This window comes from uncultured Parabacteroides sp., assembly GCF_947855115.1.
GTDB lineage: Bacteria > Bacteroidota > Bacteroidia > Bacteroidales > Tannerellaceae > Parabacteroides.
Window position 1 is genome coordinate 103,189 of record NZ_CANTZW010000008.1, and the last position, 18,090, is coordinate 121,278.

Here is an 18,090-nt window from a genome sequence, read left to right on the forward strand (position 1 = left end):
CGGCTTTAATTGTTTAGGATGTATATATATAATTCAATACCCCATATAACGAATACGCTGAATTTGGGAAAAGACCTGCTGGAGGTCTTGTTTGAGAAAAGAAAATCATTACCGTTCCGCTATGATTATGCGTTGGACATTATAGACGAGAATAAATTGAATATCTTGATCGAGCGTGAGGTGATCCGCAGGAATGGGCCTTATATCGAGATGGACGAGCATTATCTCTCTTTCTATGAGTTGCTTCTGGAGGCGAACGAGGAGATCTCCACCTCGGTGATCGATGAGAATATCCAGTTGGTGTATCAATTGATCGATTATTATGGCAAGGAGGATAACGATTTGCGCAAGCTGGGTTATCTGCGCTCGGTCAAGGCGCATTTGCGGAAGATCGGGAAGATCTTGGTGCGCAACGTGGTGTCTTTGCAACGGGTGATCGATAATACGTTCAAGAACGAGCCGAGCTATAAGGTGAAGATCGCCAAGCTGGAGAACCTAGACGCCAAGCGGATCGAGATCAACCGCCTTATCGTAGAGGTGGAGAAGTTGCTAGACCGGGAGCGGACTCCCTTTTTCGCCCAAGCCCCGGACGAGGAGTTATTGACCATCGCCCGCGAGTTGAAGACGGAGCTACTGAGCGCCGGCCATAGCTTAATCCATTCCCAGCAGGATATCATCGACTATCTGAACCAGATCCGTACGCAGGTAGGCTTTACCCGTAAACTGCGCCGTATCAAATATCTGCGGGAGCAGTTCGAGCTACAGGAGAACACGAATGTACGGGAGGTGGTAGACGCGGAACGTTCCGTGGTACTGGAAGGCGTGCAACCTACCTTGTTTAAGGTTTCCATCCCTTATCTGCAAACGGACGAGGCTTTGGATGTCATCTTGAAGGTAGCTGATGGTGTACGGCCCGATAAGGTGATTCACCGGCAGGAACTGGGAGTGATCTCTGCCGAGCAGATGGAGAGTCAAGAGGTAGGGGAGACCGCTATCAATACCCGGAAGATGATGGATGCTTTTAGCCAAGCGGGCGGGGATTTATTCTCCTTCGTGATGGCATATGATTATAACCGGGAGATGAATTTCGAGGCGAAGGTTACGTTATTTTGCCGCCTGCTCTCCCTTTATGAGAATGAGTTGGAGATAACAGACCGTTTTGGGCATACGGAGCATATAGAATATGCCATTATTCAAAGAACCTAGTTGTAGAGACGGGGCGTGCCCCGTCTCACCACAGACTGATAGTATTTAAATTTCCATTTTGAGGGGATGAGACGGGGCACGCCCCGTCTCTACAACTGGATAAAATAAAACAATGATAAGATGATAGATAATTTACCGGTACAGACCGCGCAGATATACGATTACTTGTCGAAGGGTAATTTCTTGTGCTCGAATACAAGCGTAAAGGAGTTGAGGACACTCTTTTCGGTCGTGGAAGATAATTTTGAGAACTTACGCGATTATTTTTCCCATATCAATTTCGTGCTGGAGCAAGGGAATAATTATTTCTATTTCTCCCGTAAGGAGCCTCGGGCTACCTTGGAGCAAAAACTCCAGCGTTTCTTCGCGTGGATCGATATCATGGATTTCTTCTGCACGTACGATACGGCCTTCGGGCCCGGTTTCACCTTCTCGCCAGCGGAGATCTTGGTACGCTCGCGTATCGACATGGATTTGGAGATGAAGCTGGACGGGCTGAAAAAACACACCGGAGGCAAGGAGAAACGCAAGGATATCCTCGATGCCATCCTAGACAGGATGACGAAAGAGGGCTTTATCGAGTGCGTGAGCGATATGAACGGGACTTGGAAAGTACTCTCCTCGTGGGATTATCTCACGAAGATGATCGATAGTATTAACATAAAGAACGAAGATGAGATATCTTAATAAAATAGTATTCATAAACAGCGCCGCCATCCGTTACTCGGAAGTGCAGCTAGACGGGAATATACATTTGATCGGGACGCAAGGCGTGGGGAAGAGTACGATCCTCCGTGCGATCTTGTTCTTTTACAACGCCGATACGCAACGACTCGGGATCCCGGTCGAGAAGAAATCGTATCAAGACTATTATTTCCCTTATGCCGACTCCTCGATCATCTACGAGGTGGCGAGAGAGGATGGCTGGTTTACGGTGCTTAGTTATAAGACGATGAACCGTATCTGTTACCGTTTTATCGCCTCACCGTATCGGCCGGATCTCTTTATCGATGAGGAGGGCGCTCCCTATCCGTCGGACCGTATCCGCTCGGTGCTCGACAAGAACGGCATCAAGTATAGCGGGGCGATCTCCACGTATGAGGAATACCGGAATATCCTTTACGGGAACTCCGACAATAAGCGAGACTACTCCTGCTATTCCTTGATGGAGAGCGGAGCTTACCAGAATATCATCCGTACGATCCAGAACGTCTTGCTGAATTCCCGCTTGGAAGCGGATTATATCAAGCAGACGATCATCACCTCCTTGAACGAGGAGAACAGCGTGATCGACTTGAGCCGTTACCGGAGCCATCTGTCCGGTTTTGAGGCGCAGCTAAATGATATCGGTGTCTTCCGCGAGCCAAGCATGATGCGGAAGGCCGCCGGGATCTCCTCCCTGTCAGACGATATCCGCAAGCGGGAGTTGCGGATCAACGACCTATGCCGGCAACTGCGCGGGGCTTATCTGCAAACGGAGAGTATCTTGCCCGAGTTGTCTCGGAAGATACGGGAGAAGGAGGAGGTCAAATCGGATTTCTATAGGCAAAGGGATAAGCTGGACGCGGAGTCGAAGGGGCGTACCGCCACGATGGAAGGCGAGTTGGCCGTGTTGAGGAACGCCTTGTCGGAAGCGGAGGCGAAACGGGCGTTCTATGCCGGAAAAGACATTCAGGCGGCGATGGAGCGTTGCGACAAGCTGGAGATCTTGCGGCAGGAACAAGAGTCTTTGGCCGTGGAGAAAGATTTGCTTTCTTCTAGGAACAAGGAGGCCTCCGTCTTGCACGCTAACTTGATCGCTAACCTGAAAAATGAGCTGGCCGGCTTCGAGAATGAGAAACAGAAACAACTACTGGCGGTGGAGACCGGGATCAACGAACGCAGGGAGGCCCGCCGGGAACATTACCGACGCTTGAGGGAAGAATTACGCCATGCTGCCTCGGAGGAGAAAGAGCGTTTGTTCGTGGAGCGGGAGAAACGTGCGACGGAGGTCGCCGGCATAAAGATGCACATAAAGACGGTCCGGGGGCAGTCTGGAACCTCGGAGGAACTGGAGGCTGTCAAGGCCCGCCTTGGCGATTACGACACGAACCGGAAGAGCTTGGAGTTGAAGATACGCGAGCTGAAATATGAGTTGAGCTACCAGACGAAGGAATCTGAGACCGCCGAGAAGCGTTTGGATGAGGATTATCAGAAGCTAGCGGAGTCTAACGAGGTAAAGATCGAGGCATTAAGCGCCAAGATAGCGGAATTGACGGAATTCTTGGACAACCAAAGGGATAGCTTTTTCAATTGGCTGTCCGAGAATAAACCCGGCTGGGAGCAGACGATCGGGCAGGTCTGCGACGAGCGCCTGCTTTATGGGAAAGAGTTTACGGCAGAAGTCGGCGAGGGAGATACGTTCTATGGTATCCGCTTCACGCCCGGTATTCGCCGGAATGTCAAGACCAAGGAGGATTACTTGGCAGAGAAGAGGGAGGCCGAGGAGAAACGTGCCGGGATACAACGGTTCATCGCTACGGCCCAGCAAGATTTGGAGGCGGCGAAAGAGAATCTCCGCAAGCAATATCAATCGTCGGTAAGGCCTATCAAGGAGGATATCTATCATGTGGAATACGAGTTGGAACAACTGGTGGCCCGTAAGAAAGAGGATGAGTCTCGCCTCTCGGCCTTGCGGGAGCAGGCGGCCCGTTCCAGGCAGGAGGAGATTCGCCGTCTGGAGGAGGAGCTGAATGCCGCGGAGACTGCTTTTTCCTCGATTCAGAAGGAGATCGCTGCGCTTCAAGGTAAGATGGATCAAGAACTTGCTTCCCTGGGTGAGCGGGAAAAAGACGAGTTGGCGGCTTTGGATAAGGAGCTTTCTCGTGCGAGGGAAGCCATCTCGGAGGAGATCTCTCATAAGAAAGCGGAGCTTGAGGAACGCAAGTCCGGATATGACCGGGAGCAACTGGATAGCCTGACCGCCAGCGGTGGTGACCCGAGGCGTTTGGAGGAGATCCATTCCCGCTTGGCGTATATCGGCGGGGAGATCAAGTATATCAACGAGACCAAGGCGCTGATTATCGAGTACCTGAAAGACAAGCGGGAGATGCTGGATAAGGTTCCCGACTGGACGGCGGAGAGCTTGCGCTTGCAGCAAGTCATCCACCAAGAGCGGGAGGAGCTGAAAAAGCGCCTGGCAGACGTGAACCGGAATATCGCCAAGGTAGATGCCGAGTTGAAAGACTTGAAGGAGGCTAACCGGAAAGCCTTGGAGAACCGGGAGGAGTATCATCGCTCTGCCTTGCTGGATTGGTTTACCTCAAGAGAGTCTATCTTCTCTTCCATGAACCGGGCCGATACGGATGGAGATTGCCGTTCCTTGGTACGGGAGATCACGATCTGCGTCAGCGAGCAATCCCAGAAGTTGTCTGAGTTGCGCAAGGAGATAACCGCCTATACCGGTAATTTCTCCGAGGATAATGTATTCGCTTTCAAGACGAGTTTCTCGGATGACAAGGAGTATATGGATTTCGCCTGCGACCTGAAGGAGTTTATCGAGGAAGATAAGATATCGGAGTATCAGTCTCGTATCAATACCCGCAACTCGGATATCTTCCGGCAGATCACCGCGGATACGAGAAGTATGGTCTCGCAGGAGGGGAATATCCGCGGCGTGGTGGATCAGATTAACGCCGATTTCAAGGAGAAGAACTTCGTGGGGATCATCCAGTGTATCGAGATGCGCATTGATCCGAGCCAGAATAAGATCGTCTGCCTGCTGAAGGAGATCAAGCGGTTCAACGAGGAGTATAGCTGGGATTTGGGGCAGAACCTGTTTGCTTCCTCGGCCGATGACGATACGGCTACCCGCGAGAAGGCGACAACACTGCTGCGTGAGCTGATCAGGTCCATGGACGCTTATTCCGGCAACCTGATCCGGCTGGCGGATTTCTTCGACCTCAAGTTCCGTGTGATCGAGAACCGGAATGATACAGGCTTCGTGGAGCGCCTCACGAATGTTGGTTCCGAAGGTACGGATATCCTGGTCAAATCCATGGTAAATATCATGCTGCTGAATGTGTTCAAGCGGAATGCTTCCGCGGTGTTCTCCGATTTCAAGTTGCATTGCATGATGGACGAGATCGGGAAGTTGCACCCGAACAACGTGGCGGGTATCTTGAAATTCGCCAACGACCGGGATATTCTCTTGATCAATGGCTCTCCGACCGAGCAGGATGCCCTGTCGTATAAGCATATCTATAAACTGGAGAAAGATAACGATAGCTTCACCCGGATACGCCGGGTGATCACGCAGTTCGATTAACTGCCATCTTGGGAAATGCCCCCTAAAAGTTCATACCGGACTTTTAGGGGGCATTTCTATGTGATCTCGGTTATAGGGGAGGGCTGCGACCTGGGTCGTGCCTCCGGATGAAAAATGTCAAAGCCCAGCGATCTCTTCCAGCCAGAGCGTTGCCATAGCGTCGCTCGGCATTCGCCAGTCTCCGCGAGGGGAGAGGCTTACGGAACCTACTTTCGGGCCGTCCGGCAGGCAACTGCGCTTGAACTGCTGCTGGAAGAAACGACGGAAGAAGGTATGGAGCCATTTCTTGATCGTGGCATCGTCGTATGTTTCTTTGAACGCTTGTTTCGCCAAGAAATAAATCTTTGCGGGAGAGGCTCCGAAACGCAGGAAGTGATAGAGGAAGAAATCGTGCAGCTCGTACGGGCCTACCAAGTCTTCCGTTTTTTGTTTGATATTTCCGTGCTCGTCGGCGGGAATCAGTTCCGGGCTGATCGGAGTGTCCACGATGTCTAATAACGTGGTGCGGGATGCCTCGTCTACCTTGTTGTTGGCGACCCATTCCACCAGATATTTAACCAATGTCTTGGGAATACTGCCATTGACCCCGTACATAGACATATGATCCCCGTTATAGGTAGCCCAGCCCAAGGCAAGCTCCGATAAGTCGCCCGTGCCGATCACGAGACCGTTCTCTTGGTTCGCCACGTCCATGAGAAGTTGGGTGCGCTCGCGGGCTTGGCTGTTCTCGTACGTTACGTCGTGTATACGGATGTCGTGATTGATGTCCTTGAAGTGTTGTACGCAAGCCTCCTTGATGGAGATCTCCCGGAGGGTCACGCCTAAGGAGCGTATCAGGTCGCAGGCATTGGTATAGGTGCGATCCGTCGTGCCGAAACCGGGCATGGTAATACCGATGATCTTCTCCCTGGGGATTTTCAGGGCATCGAATGTCATGACGGTGACCAATAATGCCAGCGTAGAGTCTAATCCTCCGGAGATACCGACAACAGCGGTCTCGGCATGTGCGTGAAGGATGCGTTTGGCGAGACCGGCCACTTGGATATGGAATATTTCCTCGCAACGTTCTTTCAACGCCTCACCGGAAGGGGTGAAGGGATGCGGGTCTATTTCGCGGGTCAGGTTCAACGTCCGGTTGGGGAGGCTGAATGAGACCACGATACCGTTGTCCATATTATGGTTGAGGTAACCTTGCGTGAAACTGGTGTTGATACGGCGGTCGTTCTGCAAGTTACGGATATCGATCTCGCTGACGATGAGTTGCTCCTCCATGGAGAAACGCTCGGATTCCTTCAGCAGCGTGCCATTCTCCGCTATGATACCGTTGCCCGCAAATACGAGGTCGGTACTAGACTCTCCGAAGCCGGCGGAAGCGTATACATATCCGGCGATACAGCGTGCGGATTGCTGGCAGATCAAGGAGCGCAGGTAAGCATGCTTGCCGATTAGCTCGTTGCTTGCCGATAGGTTGAATATCAGGTTCGCTCCCTGCATGGCCAGTTCGGAACTGGGGGGGATGGGAACCCAAAGATCCTCGCAGATCTCGATCCCGGCACGTACCTCGTCATACTCGAAGATCAGGTTGCAATCCATCGGCACTTCCCGGTTGCCGATCGTGATCATGGATTGCTGTAGGTGGGAAGAGGCCGTGAACCAGCGTTCTTCCTGAAATTCCTTGTAGCTTGGCAGGTAACTTTTGGGCACTACTCCCAATATCTCGCCCCGCTGGAAAGCGACGGCGGCGTTTATCAACTGGCTTCCGCTGACGAGCGGACACCCGACGATCGTTAGTAAATCCAAATCGGCGGTGCTGTTTACTAAATCCAGCAGGGCCTTCTCAGCGTTTCTCAATAAAGTCTCTTGCGAGAACAAGTCCATGCAAGTATAAGATGTAACCGATAGTTCGGGGAAGGCGATGATCTGTACGTCCTTTTGAGATGCTTGCCGCATCAATCCCTCAATTTGTTGAATATTGTAAAAGCAGTCGGCCACTTTAACGTGTGGTATGGCTGCCGCTACTTTGACGAATCCGTAATTCATATCTTCTTATGTATTTATGCCCCCAAAGGTATGTATTTTGCGTGGGATAAAAAAGAGGAAGATACATACTCTGTGCCTTGTAAAAGCTCATGTCCTGTCACTCGAAGGGTCGCGTCGGGTTACACATACGGTTGCGTAGCCCTATGCGACCTGTTGCGTTAGCCTACGCGACCCATCGCGTCGCCCTACGCAACAGGTCGTGTGGCCTCTTTATTTTATATCGGAAGGCAGGCGATGCATTTAGCCGGGAAAAATCATCTCTCCGGATATCCGGATCGCAGATTGGCAAAAAGAAAGGAGCTATCCGGTGTTTTCCCGGATAGCTCCTTTATCTCAGATATTGATTGTTTGTCTAAATCGCTTATTTCACGAACTTGACGGTTGTCTTATGAGCGTATCCCAATACCTTGGATTGATCGATAGACATCATATAGATACCGTTCGGCATGCTCGGCGTGCTAATGTATTGCTCATCGCTGGTGATGATGCCGGTGGCTATTACTTTACCTACCATGTTCACGATTACGTAATTGCCTTTGCCGTTCTTTACGTAAAGACCGCTAGTGGTTGTAGATACGCTGACTTTCTGGATCTCGTTGTCGATTGTCTCGTTGTCGGTGATGATACCCATTGCGTCGGATGTGATATACAACGTGGCCATGCGTACATTCTCCTTTACGCCATCGCCGTCTGGATCGGCGGCAGGGCTGAAGTCTACGGTGATCTTGGGATTATTCGTAGGAGCTGTAGCCTTGATATTCATGACATTTACCTCTTCGCTTCCTTTCAGGAAGTTGATATCTACGATCATCTTCGTATCTTTTAAGCTGGTAGCCTCGATCTTCGTCGTAGCGTCGATTTTCATCACGCGAATGACTTTCTCTTTTTGAGCCTCGTAAATAGAGTCTACCGTGATCGTATAGCTGGTTTGCGTACTTGCTTTAAGATTGCTTACTACACCGCTGACAAGAGAGGACATGATGGAATTGATCGCTGTGCTCATTGTCGCCGGCATGGTAACGATTTGTTTAGACTCCGGAGTCCAGGCTGCGTCCGTGTTGACACGTACGGAATCGGTTGTCGTTAAAACCAAGTTCGCCCCGGATACGCCAATAGTCGGGGTCAGCTTCTTGTATCCTTTGATTTTGCCGGAGGCGGCATCGTATGAGGTCAAGACGATAGAGTCGGCGGGCATGCCTGTCGTTGGTTTCAAGTTGGCGTATACCACGGCGTCGCCCATCGGTATTTTCGCGTTGGGGGATTGCAGGGGGGTTCCGAACAAGTTGGCCTTGATAGTGTTTTCTGTCATCAACTTTGTCATATCGAGGGATACTTGGAAGTTCGGAACCTGAGCCAACGTAGCTACCAGGCTGCGCAGGTTATCTTCTAAAGTGATAGCGTAATCGATCGTGCCGGCGCTGCTAGCTGTTTCTGTCAGGCTTATCAATTTGCCGTCTTTAAGCGGGAAGTTAGGGATTATGCTGCCTATAGAGCCCAACCAGCCTAATTTCAGTTCTACGGATAAGCTGTTGAAAGGAAGGATGGTTCCTTTATCTCCGGTCTTGATCAATACCGATAATAAATTGGCGGGGGTACCCGTATCGTCTGCCAAAGAGGCTAAGGATACGTCGATCTTTTCCGGTAAGTCGATTTTTACGGATTGTCCGTTAAGCGAGACGTTATATTCTTTGTAATTGCTGAATGTCAGTTTTACGTCGTTGACAAACCCTGCGATGAAATCGCCCATCTCCATCTCGGAGAAATCCAAGGAACTGAGATCCAACTTCACACTATCCGGAGTAACGGAGATTGGATTCAATTGATCCGCACGCAAGCTTGATACTTGAGGCAAAAATAGGGGAGTATTAATTATGCTTTCAATATCGGGATTGGCGAGAGACATAAAATCAACACCGCTGATTTGCTTTACTTGATCAAAAACGGCAGGTACGATCGCTTTGACCACAGCGGCTTTCTCTTTGTCTGTTAATTGCTTCTGTTGTCGTGCCATTGCGGGGGTGGTAGCCATGAATGTAACGGCTGCCAGACTAATACATGTAAAGATTTTCTTCATATAATTTTGTTTTAAAGTGTTTTATCTATCTGGTTGGCAAAGTTATTATAAAAATTAAAGGCATCGGTGTTTATTGTTTGCAAAAGTTGGTCTTTTTTGCAACTAAAGGGGTGAAATACTCGTCAATAAGCGGTTTCAAAGAAAAATTCCCCTTGGATGAAACAAGGAGTTTCGTCCAAAGGGGAATCATGATATCGTCTGGAAGGGGGAGAGAGCTTTATGCGTCTGGATATTCCCGGATGAAATAGCGGGATAGGAATTCCCAGTTCTCCTGTATGATCGCCTTGCCTCGCTCTACGCTGACGAGACTTTTTGTTTGTGCGTCGGCCAGCATGCCCCGGTCTACCAGCTCTTTCAGGAAGTATATGCTACAATGCTTCACGATGAAGAAGGAGAGCGCTTGTCTCGCGGCCCGGTTGGCATCATAGAACGGGTTGTTTTCGTCCTTGATCAACTCTACGTCGCGGGTGATGACTTGGGCACCTTCCTCCGGTGTGGCGTAAATCGCCAGTTTCTTTCCTTTCCAGTCCTTGGGAAGCTGGAAGTTCTCGGCTGGGACGAGGCCGGAGGTCTCCGTGATGAATGTCTGTACGTCTTCGGCCTTGTCGAAGTAAAGGAGCGGTTTATCACCGGCGGCCTTGCGGAAAGTCTCGTATTGCTGGCGGTTCTCTTCCTGCATGTCTTCGGGCAGGGTAGCGACAGACTCATCGGCGGTGTTCTGGAACTTCTCGTGGTCGGGATGCTCGACGGGCAATATCTTCGCGAGCCATTGCGGGGAGGTCAGGCCCAGCAAAGAGGTCTTGCTGGTATAGGCCATCATGCCGTGGCTGTTGATGAGCAGGTTGTTGAGTTGCTCCTGGTTGAGGCCGGGCTGCTCTTTCCAGCGGTCGTGGGCGAAGTCGCTCAGTTCCCGTGCCGACTCGGGCAGGATATAAGACTCGTAATGGAACCATTGCAACAGGCGGTCGTAATCCTCTTGCCGCTCGTAACGGGTGTCGAGGGCGAAAAGCTTGCTCATGCGGGTGTTTTCCGGAGCCGTGGTCCACTCCTTGCAGAACAGGTCGTAGATCAGCATGCCGGTGGATTCGTTGGCGGGGTTATCCGGGCTTACGAAGGTTCCTTTGCGATAGCCGTGATACTGCTGGGTGTAATGCCAGAGAAGGAAGCGCACGTCCTCAAGGTTCACTTCATCGTCGTAATAATGATCGTCCGGGGTATAGAAAGGGATGTACTTTCCGAATAGCTCCTTGTAGGTAAGGATAAAAGTCCGCCAAATACCGATCCTGGATATCACGTCCTCGAAGTAAGCGGCCATACGGATACAGATCTGCTTCGTTTCTTCCTCGTTGAACGAGTTGATCAGCTCGGTCTTTTCCATGATCTCGTAGATACGGTTCGCTATACCTGTGTAATAGGAGTCCACGGGATTGCTTTGTTTATAGGGATGCAACTGCAACCAGTCTTTCGGGAAAATCTTTATGTTCTTCATGTCGTTTTTAATGTCTTTATACATTCAGGAGTGCAAATGTAGTAAAAATACGTTATCCGCGGGCAAGCGGGGTGAAAAGTTACGGTCTTAAAAATGTAACATTTGTTGTCTTCATTGTTACTGGATCTAAACATCTTTGAAATACCGCCCCCGTACTTTTGCGTCGAAATCAAGGACGAAATAATAGTAATAAGATAATGAGAAAGAGTTTAAGGGGCAAAAGATTGAAAAGGTTAGGGCTTTTCTGGATGGGAGTTTTCCTGTCATTCTCTCTATGGGCGCAAACAGGGGTTATCTGCGGTACGGTTACGGACGCTAAGATGAAAGAGCCGTTGATCGGCGCCTCGGTCGTGATCGAGGGGACTACGATTGGCGCTATCACGGATATAGACGGTAATTTCCGTATCGAGAACGTGACACCGGGTACTTATACGGTAGCCGCCTCTTACGTGTCGTATCAAACGCGAACGGTAAAGGATGTTCCGGTAGTCGCACGCCAGGAGGCAGTGTTGAATATCGAGCTTTCAGACGCTAATCTTCAGTTACAGAATGTCGTGGTCGTGGCCCAACGAAAACTGGGTACCGAGATGGCCGTGCTGAATACGGTACGTAAGAGCCTTCCGGTGGTGAACGGTATCTCCGCCCAGCAAATCAGTAAGACACAAGATAGCGATGCCGCCGAGGTACTTCGCCGTATTCCGGGCATCACGATCGTGGACGATCGTTTTATCGTTGTCCGGGGGCTTGCGCAACGCTATAATAATGTATGGCTGAACAACGCCACGACTCCTTCCAGCGAGACGGATAGCCGCGCCTTCTCATTCGACGTGCTACCCTCTTCATTGATCGATAATATGATGATCTATAAAAGCCCTTCAGCGGAACTGCCGGCAGATTTCTCCGGAGGTTTCGTTCGGGTGCTGACAAAGAATATCCCCGAAGGAAATACCTTCAACGTCTCCTATCAAATCGGGTTTAATACAAACTCCGCTTTCCGCGACTTCCGGCTGACGAAAGGTTCTGCCTTGGATTATCTGGGCTTTGGAGCGGGTTCCCGGATGCTACCCTCGAACGCTCCGTCTCATTTGAATAACGTATCGGCTGCAGATGCGGCGGCATTTACAAAGCAGGTAAATACGGGATGGAACATACGTCGTTTCAAGGCGATGCCGGAACAGAAGCTGACGTTCACGATGAATCGTACCTTTGATATCGGCGATATGAAGATCGGTAATATCACCAGCGTGAACTATAGTACGGGCTATGATTATTACGAGATGAAAAACAATAACTACCTCTCGTACGACATGGCCGAGGATCAATCCTCGTACCGTTACCGCTACGACGATGTACAATATAAGAATACGACGAAACTAGGGGCCTTGTTCAACTGGTCGTTGATGAAAGGAACGAACAAATACGAGTTCCGGAATTTCTTCAACCAGCGCGGTACCTCTTCCTTGTCGCAACGGGAAGGAACGGATTTCTACTCCGACCAGAATATCCAGAAATGGGAATCCCTTTATACCGGACGTACCACGTATTCCGGTCAGCTCAGCGGAGAGCATAAATTGAGAGAAGATATCAATAAGATGGATTGGACGTTGGGCTATGCCTTCGCCGCTTACAAGGAGCCAGACCGTAAGGTGGTAAAGTCTTTGGAGAATACTACGGATGGTAGTTCTCGTTATTACGTGTCCGACCCGACTCGTTATTATCAGGACTTGAAAGATAACAGCGCTTCCGCTGCCTTGAATTACGAGCATAAATTCACCGTCTCGGAGATGTTTACCCCTGTCTTGAACACGGGTGTATATGGCGAGTTTAAGAAACGTGACTTCGATGCCCGTCGGTTTGTCTATAATATGCTGGGAAGCGGTTACGATCGTTTCGCCGAATGGGACTATAGCTCGATATTCTCGGACGAGAATATATCGACCGATCGTATCTATATGAAAGAGAGTACGAACAAGAGCGACTCTTATACTTCCGATAACCTGCTGGGTGCCGCTTACGTAGCCGCTAAACTGAACTGGGGGGAGAAGTTGAACGCGAACGTGGGTGTACGTATGGAATATTATCGATTGAAGTTGGATGGTTATGAGTCGGACGGTATAAAGCCGGTACACCTGGATCAAAGCTCGATGGATTTCTTTCCTTCCGTCAACATCGCTTATAACATGAATGAGAAGCACCAAGTACGCTTGGCCTATGGACGTTCCGTGAATAGGGCGGAGTTCCGGGAGATCGTACCTTATGTATATTATGATTTCGCCTTAGATGCGAATATCACGGGTAACGTGGACTTGAAGAACGCTTACGCGAATAACATTGATCTGCGTTACGAGTTTTACCCGGCCCCGGGAGAGACGGTGACGATCGGCGGTTTCTACAAACGGTTCGACGATCCGATTGAGCAAACCTATATGGAAGCAGGCTCCGGGTTGCAATATACATACCATAACGCCGATCACGCGAACGCTTTTGGCGTGGAACTGGATATCAAGAAGAATCTGGACTTTATCGGTCTGAAAGGCTTGAGCTTCGTGTTCAACGGGGCTTATATCCATAGCAAGGTGTATTTCGCCGAGGGTTCTTTCGAACGGGATCGTGCGATGCAGGGGCAATCCCCTTACTTGATCAATACGGGCTTGTTCTATCAGAACGACAATGCGGGTATCTCGGCCTCCGTACTGTATAACCGGATTGGCGAACGCATCGAGACGGTAGGCGTACCGAAGCAAAACCCGAATGATGATATTCCCGATATCTATGAGATGCCCCGTAACTCCTTGGACTTGAGTTTCTCGAAGAAGATCGGCAAATACGTGGAGATCAAGGGAGGCATAAAAGACCTGTTGAACTCAAAGATAGAATATAAACAATTCCTGGAATTAACGGAGGCTTCCGGCGAGAAGCGTGAGGTAGAGCAATTGATCCGTAGCTATCGTCCGGGCGTGACCGTGAATCTGGGTGTAGCCGTGAAGTTTTAATTTGAATTCACTCATATAAACTAAATTCGTTTACTTATGAACAAGTTTTTATTAAAAGGTGTGGCCGCCGCTTTCTGCATGGCCGCGATGTTTGGAACAACCGCTTGTGGCGATGATGATGATTCCATGAATGTAGAGCCTCCTGTAGAGGAAACCCAGGATGTTATACTGGAAGGTGAGATTACCTCGGATATGACATTGAAGGCTTCCGATAACAATCTGTTGAGAGGCTTTGTATACGTAACGGACGGCGCGACCCTGACGATCGAGCCGGGGACGGTAATCAAAGGCGAGAAATCATCGAAAGGAACCTTGATCATTGAACGTGGCGGGAAGATCATCGCTGAGGGTACGACAGAGAAGCCGATCGTATTCACTTCCGATCAGCCGAAAGCCTCTCGTACTTACGGAGATTGGGGTGGTTTGATCCTTTGTGGCAAGTCTATCGTGAATAATACGGCTGGTGAGGCTCAGATAGAGGGTGGTCCTCGTTCGTATTACGGCGGTAAAGACCCGGAAGATAACTCCGGTATCGTGAAATATGTCCGTATCGAGTTCGCCGGCTATCCCTTGGAACCGAATAAGGAGATCAACGGTTTGACTTGTGGCGGTGTGGGCCGCGGCACAACGATCGAATATGTGCAAGTCTCTTATTGCGGCGACGACTCTTTCGAGTGGTTCGGCGGTACGGTAAACGCAAAGCACCTGATCGCTTACAAAGGCTGGGATGATGAGTTTGATACAGACTATGGGTTCCAAGGTAAATTGCAGTTCTTGCTAGGCGTTCGCGATCCGAAGCATGCCGATACATCCAAATCCAACGGTTTCGAGTCTGATAACGACGCGGATGGTTCTTCCAACACGCCGCTTACCTCTCCGGTTTTCTCTAACGTAACATTGATCGGTCCGTTCTACGGAGAGTCTGCCGGCAAAGCGGAAAATGATATCCTCTATGTTACGGAAGATGCCGCTAATGGCGCTAAAGGCGGGCAATTCCAAGCCGCTATGCACATTCGCCGTAACTCTTCTTTGAATGTATATAACTCAATCTTCACGGGTTGGCCATACGGTTTATATCTGCAAAACGCGAATGCGGGCGCGGTCGTTAAGAACGTGATCTTCGCCGGTATGTGGGAGAACTTCAAGGACGAGACCAGCCGGAATTATTTCCAGACCGAGGATTTAGGCAACCTTGCTTACGCTTCCAGCAATGATATCATCGCTAAAGACGGTGATTATACATCGATCGTAACGGATAAGATCGATGGAGCGGATTTCTCCGATACGGCTTTGAACGATTCTTTCTTCGAGAAGGTATCTTATAAGGGAGCCTTCGACGGGAAGAATGACTGGGCCGCTAGCTGGACTAACTTTGATCCGAATAACACCGAATATTAATTTAGCTTGGATTGAATAAGTTGTGATTTTGCTTAAGGACACTGAGGTATCCGGAAAGATTCCTCGGTGTCTTTTCGTCTATGATTTTATAAAGATATATCATGAATAAAAAGCTATTGTTATTTTCAGCATGTATGGCGGGAGCCTCATGGACCGTACAGGCGCAAGACTTGGTTCTGAGCGAAGGGCAATATTATACCGATGAGACGCAAACCACTCCATATACAGGTCGTTATACCGAGTTTTATGACGATGGTATGCTCAAGATGGAGTTGTATCTGAAGGATGGTCGTCCGGAAGGAACTTACGTGATTTATTACCCGAGTGGCAAGATCGCCGAGGTACGTTCCTATTATCATGGGATCTTTCATGGTGAATGGCGTACGTATAATGAGGATGGGCAGTTGATAGGGTTGGCTTCCTATAAGGAAGGACATAAGGATGGCCCTTGGCGTATCTGGAGCGATAAAGGGATTTTGCTGTATGAGATGTTCTACACGGAAGGGAAGAAATCGGGTGTCTGGCGTAGTTGGGACGAGGAAGGTAATTTGCTTTCCGAGGAGAAACAATAGGGATAACTGCCGTTTACTTATGGGTAACTGCCGTTTACTTATGGAGGACATGCCATTTACCTTTAGTGGTAAATGATTTTTCCTCTAGAGGTAAATGGCGTTACAACGGCATGTAAACGTTCTTACCTCTAGAGGAAAATGCTTTCTTATTCCTCTTCTTCAAAGTCGAACTCGAATCCATCATCCATGAAGTCAGGCTCGGTGAATTGCTCCAGTTCCCGGCGATCCTTTTTGGTAGGCCGTCCGAGGCCTTTCGCACGGTTCACGAAGCCGGAGATACGGTTCATCTCCAGGATCTCGTATTGATCCGGGGTCGTCACGTTCTCCATGTAATTCGGGACGAGCTTGGCTCCCACTCGATTCTGGATCAATCCGATTACCTTGAAAGAGAAGGTGATCGGCGGTTTACGTACCTGTATCACATCGCCGACCTTGATCATGCGGGAAGGTTTGATCGTTACTCCGTCTATCATGATACGCCCTTTCTTGCAAGCATCCGCCGCTATCGTGCGGGTCTTGAAGATACGGGTCGCCCACATCCATTTATCGATACGTACCTCGTTCATGTCTCTCTATTGTCTGTCTCTTTTATTTATTATTAAATTGGTTCATCGTGATCTGGATTCCGGCGAGGCAGAAACTCTTGATGATCTCTGTCGCACGATCCAGTATCTCTGGCATCAACTGCAATTCTTCCGGGGGGAATTTCCCTAACACGTAATCGATCTGTCCTCCGCGTGGGAAATCGCTGCCTATGCCGAAACGAAGGCGGGAGTATTCTTGCGTATTCAATAATTGGGCGATATTCTTCAACCCGTTGTGCCCGGCGTCGCTACCTTTCGGTTTCAGGCGTAAGGTCCCGAATGGCAATGCCAGGTCATCTACGACGATCAACAGGTTTTCCATGGAGACGTTCTCCCTCTGCAACCAATACCGAACGGCGTTTCCACTCAGGTTCATGAAGGTATTCGGCTTAAGCACGATCAAGTCGCGGTTCTTCACCCGTATACGTGCGATCGCCCCGTATCGCTCCTCGGTGAAATTACCTCCTACGCTCTCTACCAAATGGTTGACAACCCTGAAACCTATATTATGGCGGGTTCCCCAATATTCGGAACCGATATTACCCAGTCCTGTTATCAAATATTTCATTGTCCTCGAATCTATAAAAGAAAGGGGAAGAACATTCTATGAATATCCTCCCCTTCTTGTATTGTAATAATGTTTTTACCTCAGATTATCCTTTAGCCTGAGCACCACGAGCGGCACGAGTCAATTGAACGGCGCAAACCACAGCGTTCTTGGCGTTCATCAATTCAAGGCCTTCGAAGTGTAAAGCACCTACCTGCATAGTCTTGCCTAAGCCTAGGTGATCCACATTAATCGTCAACTTTTCAGGGATTTGATCGTATATAGCTTTTACTTTCAGCTTTCTCATTTGAAGAGATAACTTACCACCGGCTTTAACACCTTCCGCATGACCTTCCAAGACAACCGGAACTTCCATTACTACGGCTTTGTCTTTAAATACTTCCAAGAAGTCCATGTGAAGGATCTCGTCTGTCACGGGTTGGAATTGCATGTCCTTTACGATTGCCATTGTCTTGTTGCCGTCGATGTTCAACTCTACAACGAAAATCTCCGGAGTGTAAACCAACTTACGAACGGCTTCTTTAGTAACCGTGAAGTGAGTTACTTTTTCGCCACCATACAACACGGCAGGAATTTCGTTATTCTTACGCATTGCCTTCAATGTTCTTTTCTGATCCGCGGAACGAGCGGCGATTTCTCTTGTCTTTCCTTCTAACTCAAATGTCTTCATTTCCTTAATTTTTTGTGTTACTCAAAATTAGTTATTTCGCTTCCTAATTTCCCATCACACGGTACGGGGCTAAAAAGCGGTGCAAAGATACGTTTTTTGTTTTATATGACAAATATTTCGGATGTTATTTGTCGGAGTAAGCCGATTGTATAGATTCGTTGTCATATTCCAATCGCTTTATCTTCTATGT

The 18,090-nt window shown here is 49.3% G+C and carries 12 protein-coding genes; 6 read left to right on the plus strand and 6 right to left on the minus strand.

Annotated features, from left to right (window positions below; genetic code table 11):
- Nucleotides 1-18: 18 nt before the first annotated feature.
- The 3 genes from Q0110_RS07480 (at nt 19) to Q0110_RS07490 (ending at nt 5,512) form a co-directional block, all read left to right on the plus strand.
- Complete coding sequence (locus tag Q0110_RS07480; RefSeq protein WP_297905144.1) at nt 19-1,206, plus strand: hypothetical protein; 1,188 nt, start codon at nt 19-21, stop codon at nt 1,204-1,206.
- Between the two features lie 120 nt (nt 1,207-1,326).
- Nucleotides 1,327-1,893 (plus strand): hypothetical protein, encoded by a 567-nt coding sequence (locus tag Q0110_RS07485; RefSeq protein WP_297905147.1) that lies wholly within the window; start codon nt 1,327-1,329, stop codon nt 1,891-1,893.
- Complete coding sequence (locus Q0110_RS07490; RefSeq protein ID WP_297905150.1) at nt 1,880-5,512, plus strand: ATP-binding protein; 3,633 nt, start codon at nt 1,880-1,882, stop codon at nt 5,510-5,512. The genes Q0110_RS07485 and Q0110_RS07490 overlap by 14 nt, the downstream gene beginning before the upstream one ends.
- A gap of 117 nt (nt 5,513-5,629) precedes the next feature.
- On the opposite strand, the gene Q0110_RS07495 is transcribed toward Q0110_RS07490, so the two are convergent.
- The 3 genes from Q0110_RS07495 to Q0110_RS07505 form a co-directional block, all read right to left on the minus strand.
- Nucleotides 5,630-7,552 (minus strand): NAD(+) synthase, encoded by a 1,923-nt coding sequence (locus tag Q0110_RS07495; RefSeq protein WP_297905153.1) that lies wholly within the window; start codon nt 7,550-7,552, stop codon nt 5,630-5,632.
- Nucleotides 7,553-7,913: 361 nt separating this feature from the next.
- Nucleotides 7,914-9,626, minus strand: coding sequence for a DUF6383 domain-containing protein (locus Q0110_RS07500; RefSeq protein WP_297905156.1), 1,713 nt, complete (start codon nt 9,624-9,626; stop codon nt 7,914-7,916).
- A gap of 217 nt (nt 9,627-9,843) precedes the next feature.
- Entirely contained in the window at nt 9,844-11,115 is a 1,272-nt protein-coding gene (locus Q0110_RS07505) for a DUF3843 family protein (RefSeq protein WP_297905159.1), read from the minus strand.
- Between the two features lie 197 nt (nt 11,116-11,312).
- Between Q0110_RS07505 and Q0110_RS07510 the strand changes: the two genes are divergently transcribed.
- The 3 genes from Q0110_RS07510 (at nt 11,313) to Q0110_RS07520 (ending at nt 16,078) form a co-directional block, all read left to right on the plus strand.
- Nucleotides 11,313-14,108, plus strand: a complete 2,796-nt coding sequence (locus Q0110_RS07510) for a TonB-dependent receptor (protein WP_297905162.1) — start codon at nt 11,313-11,315, stop codon at nt 14,106-14,108.
- Between the two features lie 36 nt (nt 14,109-14,144).
- Nucleotides 14,145-15,506 (plus strand): hypothetical protein, encoded by a 1,362-nt coding sequence (locus Q0110_RS07515; protein WP_297905164.1) that lies wholly within the window; start codon nt 14,145-14,147, stop codon nt 15,504-15,506.
- A 101-nt stretch (nt 15,507-15,607) separates the two neighbouring features.
- On the plus strand, nt 15,608-16,078 hold the full coding sequence (locus Q0110_RS07520) for a toxin-antitoxin system YwqK family antitoxin (RefSeq protein ID WP_297905167.1): 471 nt from the start codon (nt 15,608-15,610) through the stop codon (nt 16,076-16,078).
- Between the two features lie 146 nt (nt 16,079-16,224).
- Here the strand turns inward: Q0110_RS07520 and Q0110_RS07525 are convergent, their stop codons facing one another.
- The 3 genes from Q0110_RS07525 to Q0110_RS07535 all read right to left on the minus strand — a co-directional run bounded on the left by Q0110_RS07525 (nt 16,225) and on the right by Q0110_RS07535 (nt 17,900).
- Nucleotides 16,225-16,644 carry an RNA-binding S4 domain-containing protein gene (locus tag Q0110_RS07525; protein ID WP_297905170.1) on the minus strand — a complete coding sequence of 140 codons (420 nt, stop codon included), beginning with the start codon at nt 16,642-16,644 and terminating at the stop codon, nt 16,225-16,227.
- A gap of 22 nt (nt 16,645-16,666) precedes the next feature.
- Nucleotides 16,667-17,230: an aminoacyl-tRNA hydrolase gene (gene pth / locus Q0110_RS07530; RefSeq protein WP_297905173.1), complete on the minus strand. Its 564-nt coding sequence runs from the start codon at nt 17,228-17,230 to the stop codon at nt 16,667-16,669.
- 85 nt (nt 17,231-17,315) lie between these two features.
- Nucleotides 17,316-17,900, minus strand: a complete 585-nt coding sequence (locus Q0110_RS07535; protein WP_297905176.1) for a 50S ribosomal protein L25/general stress protein Ctc — start codon at nt 17,898-17,900, stop codon at nt 17,316-17,318.
- Nucleotides 17,901-18,090: the final 190 nt, after the last annotated feature.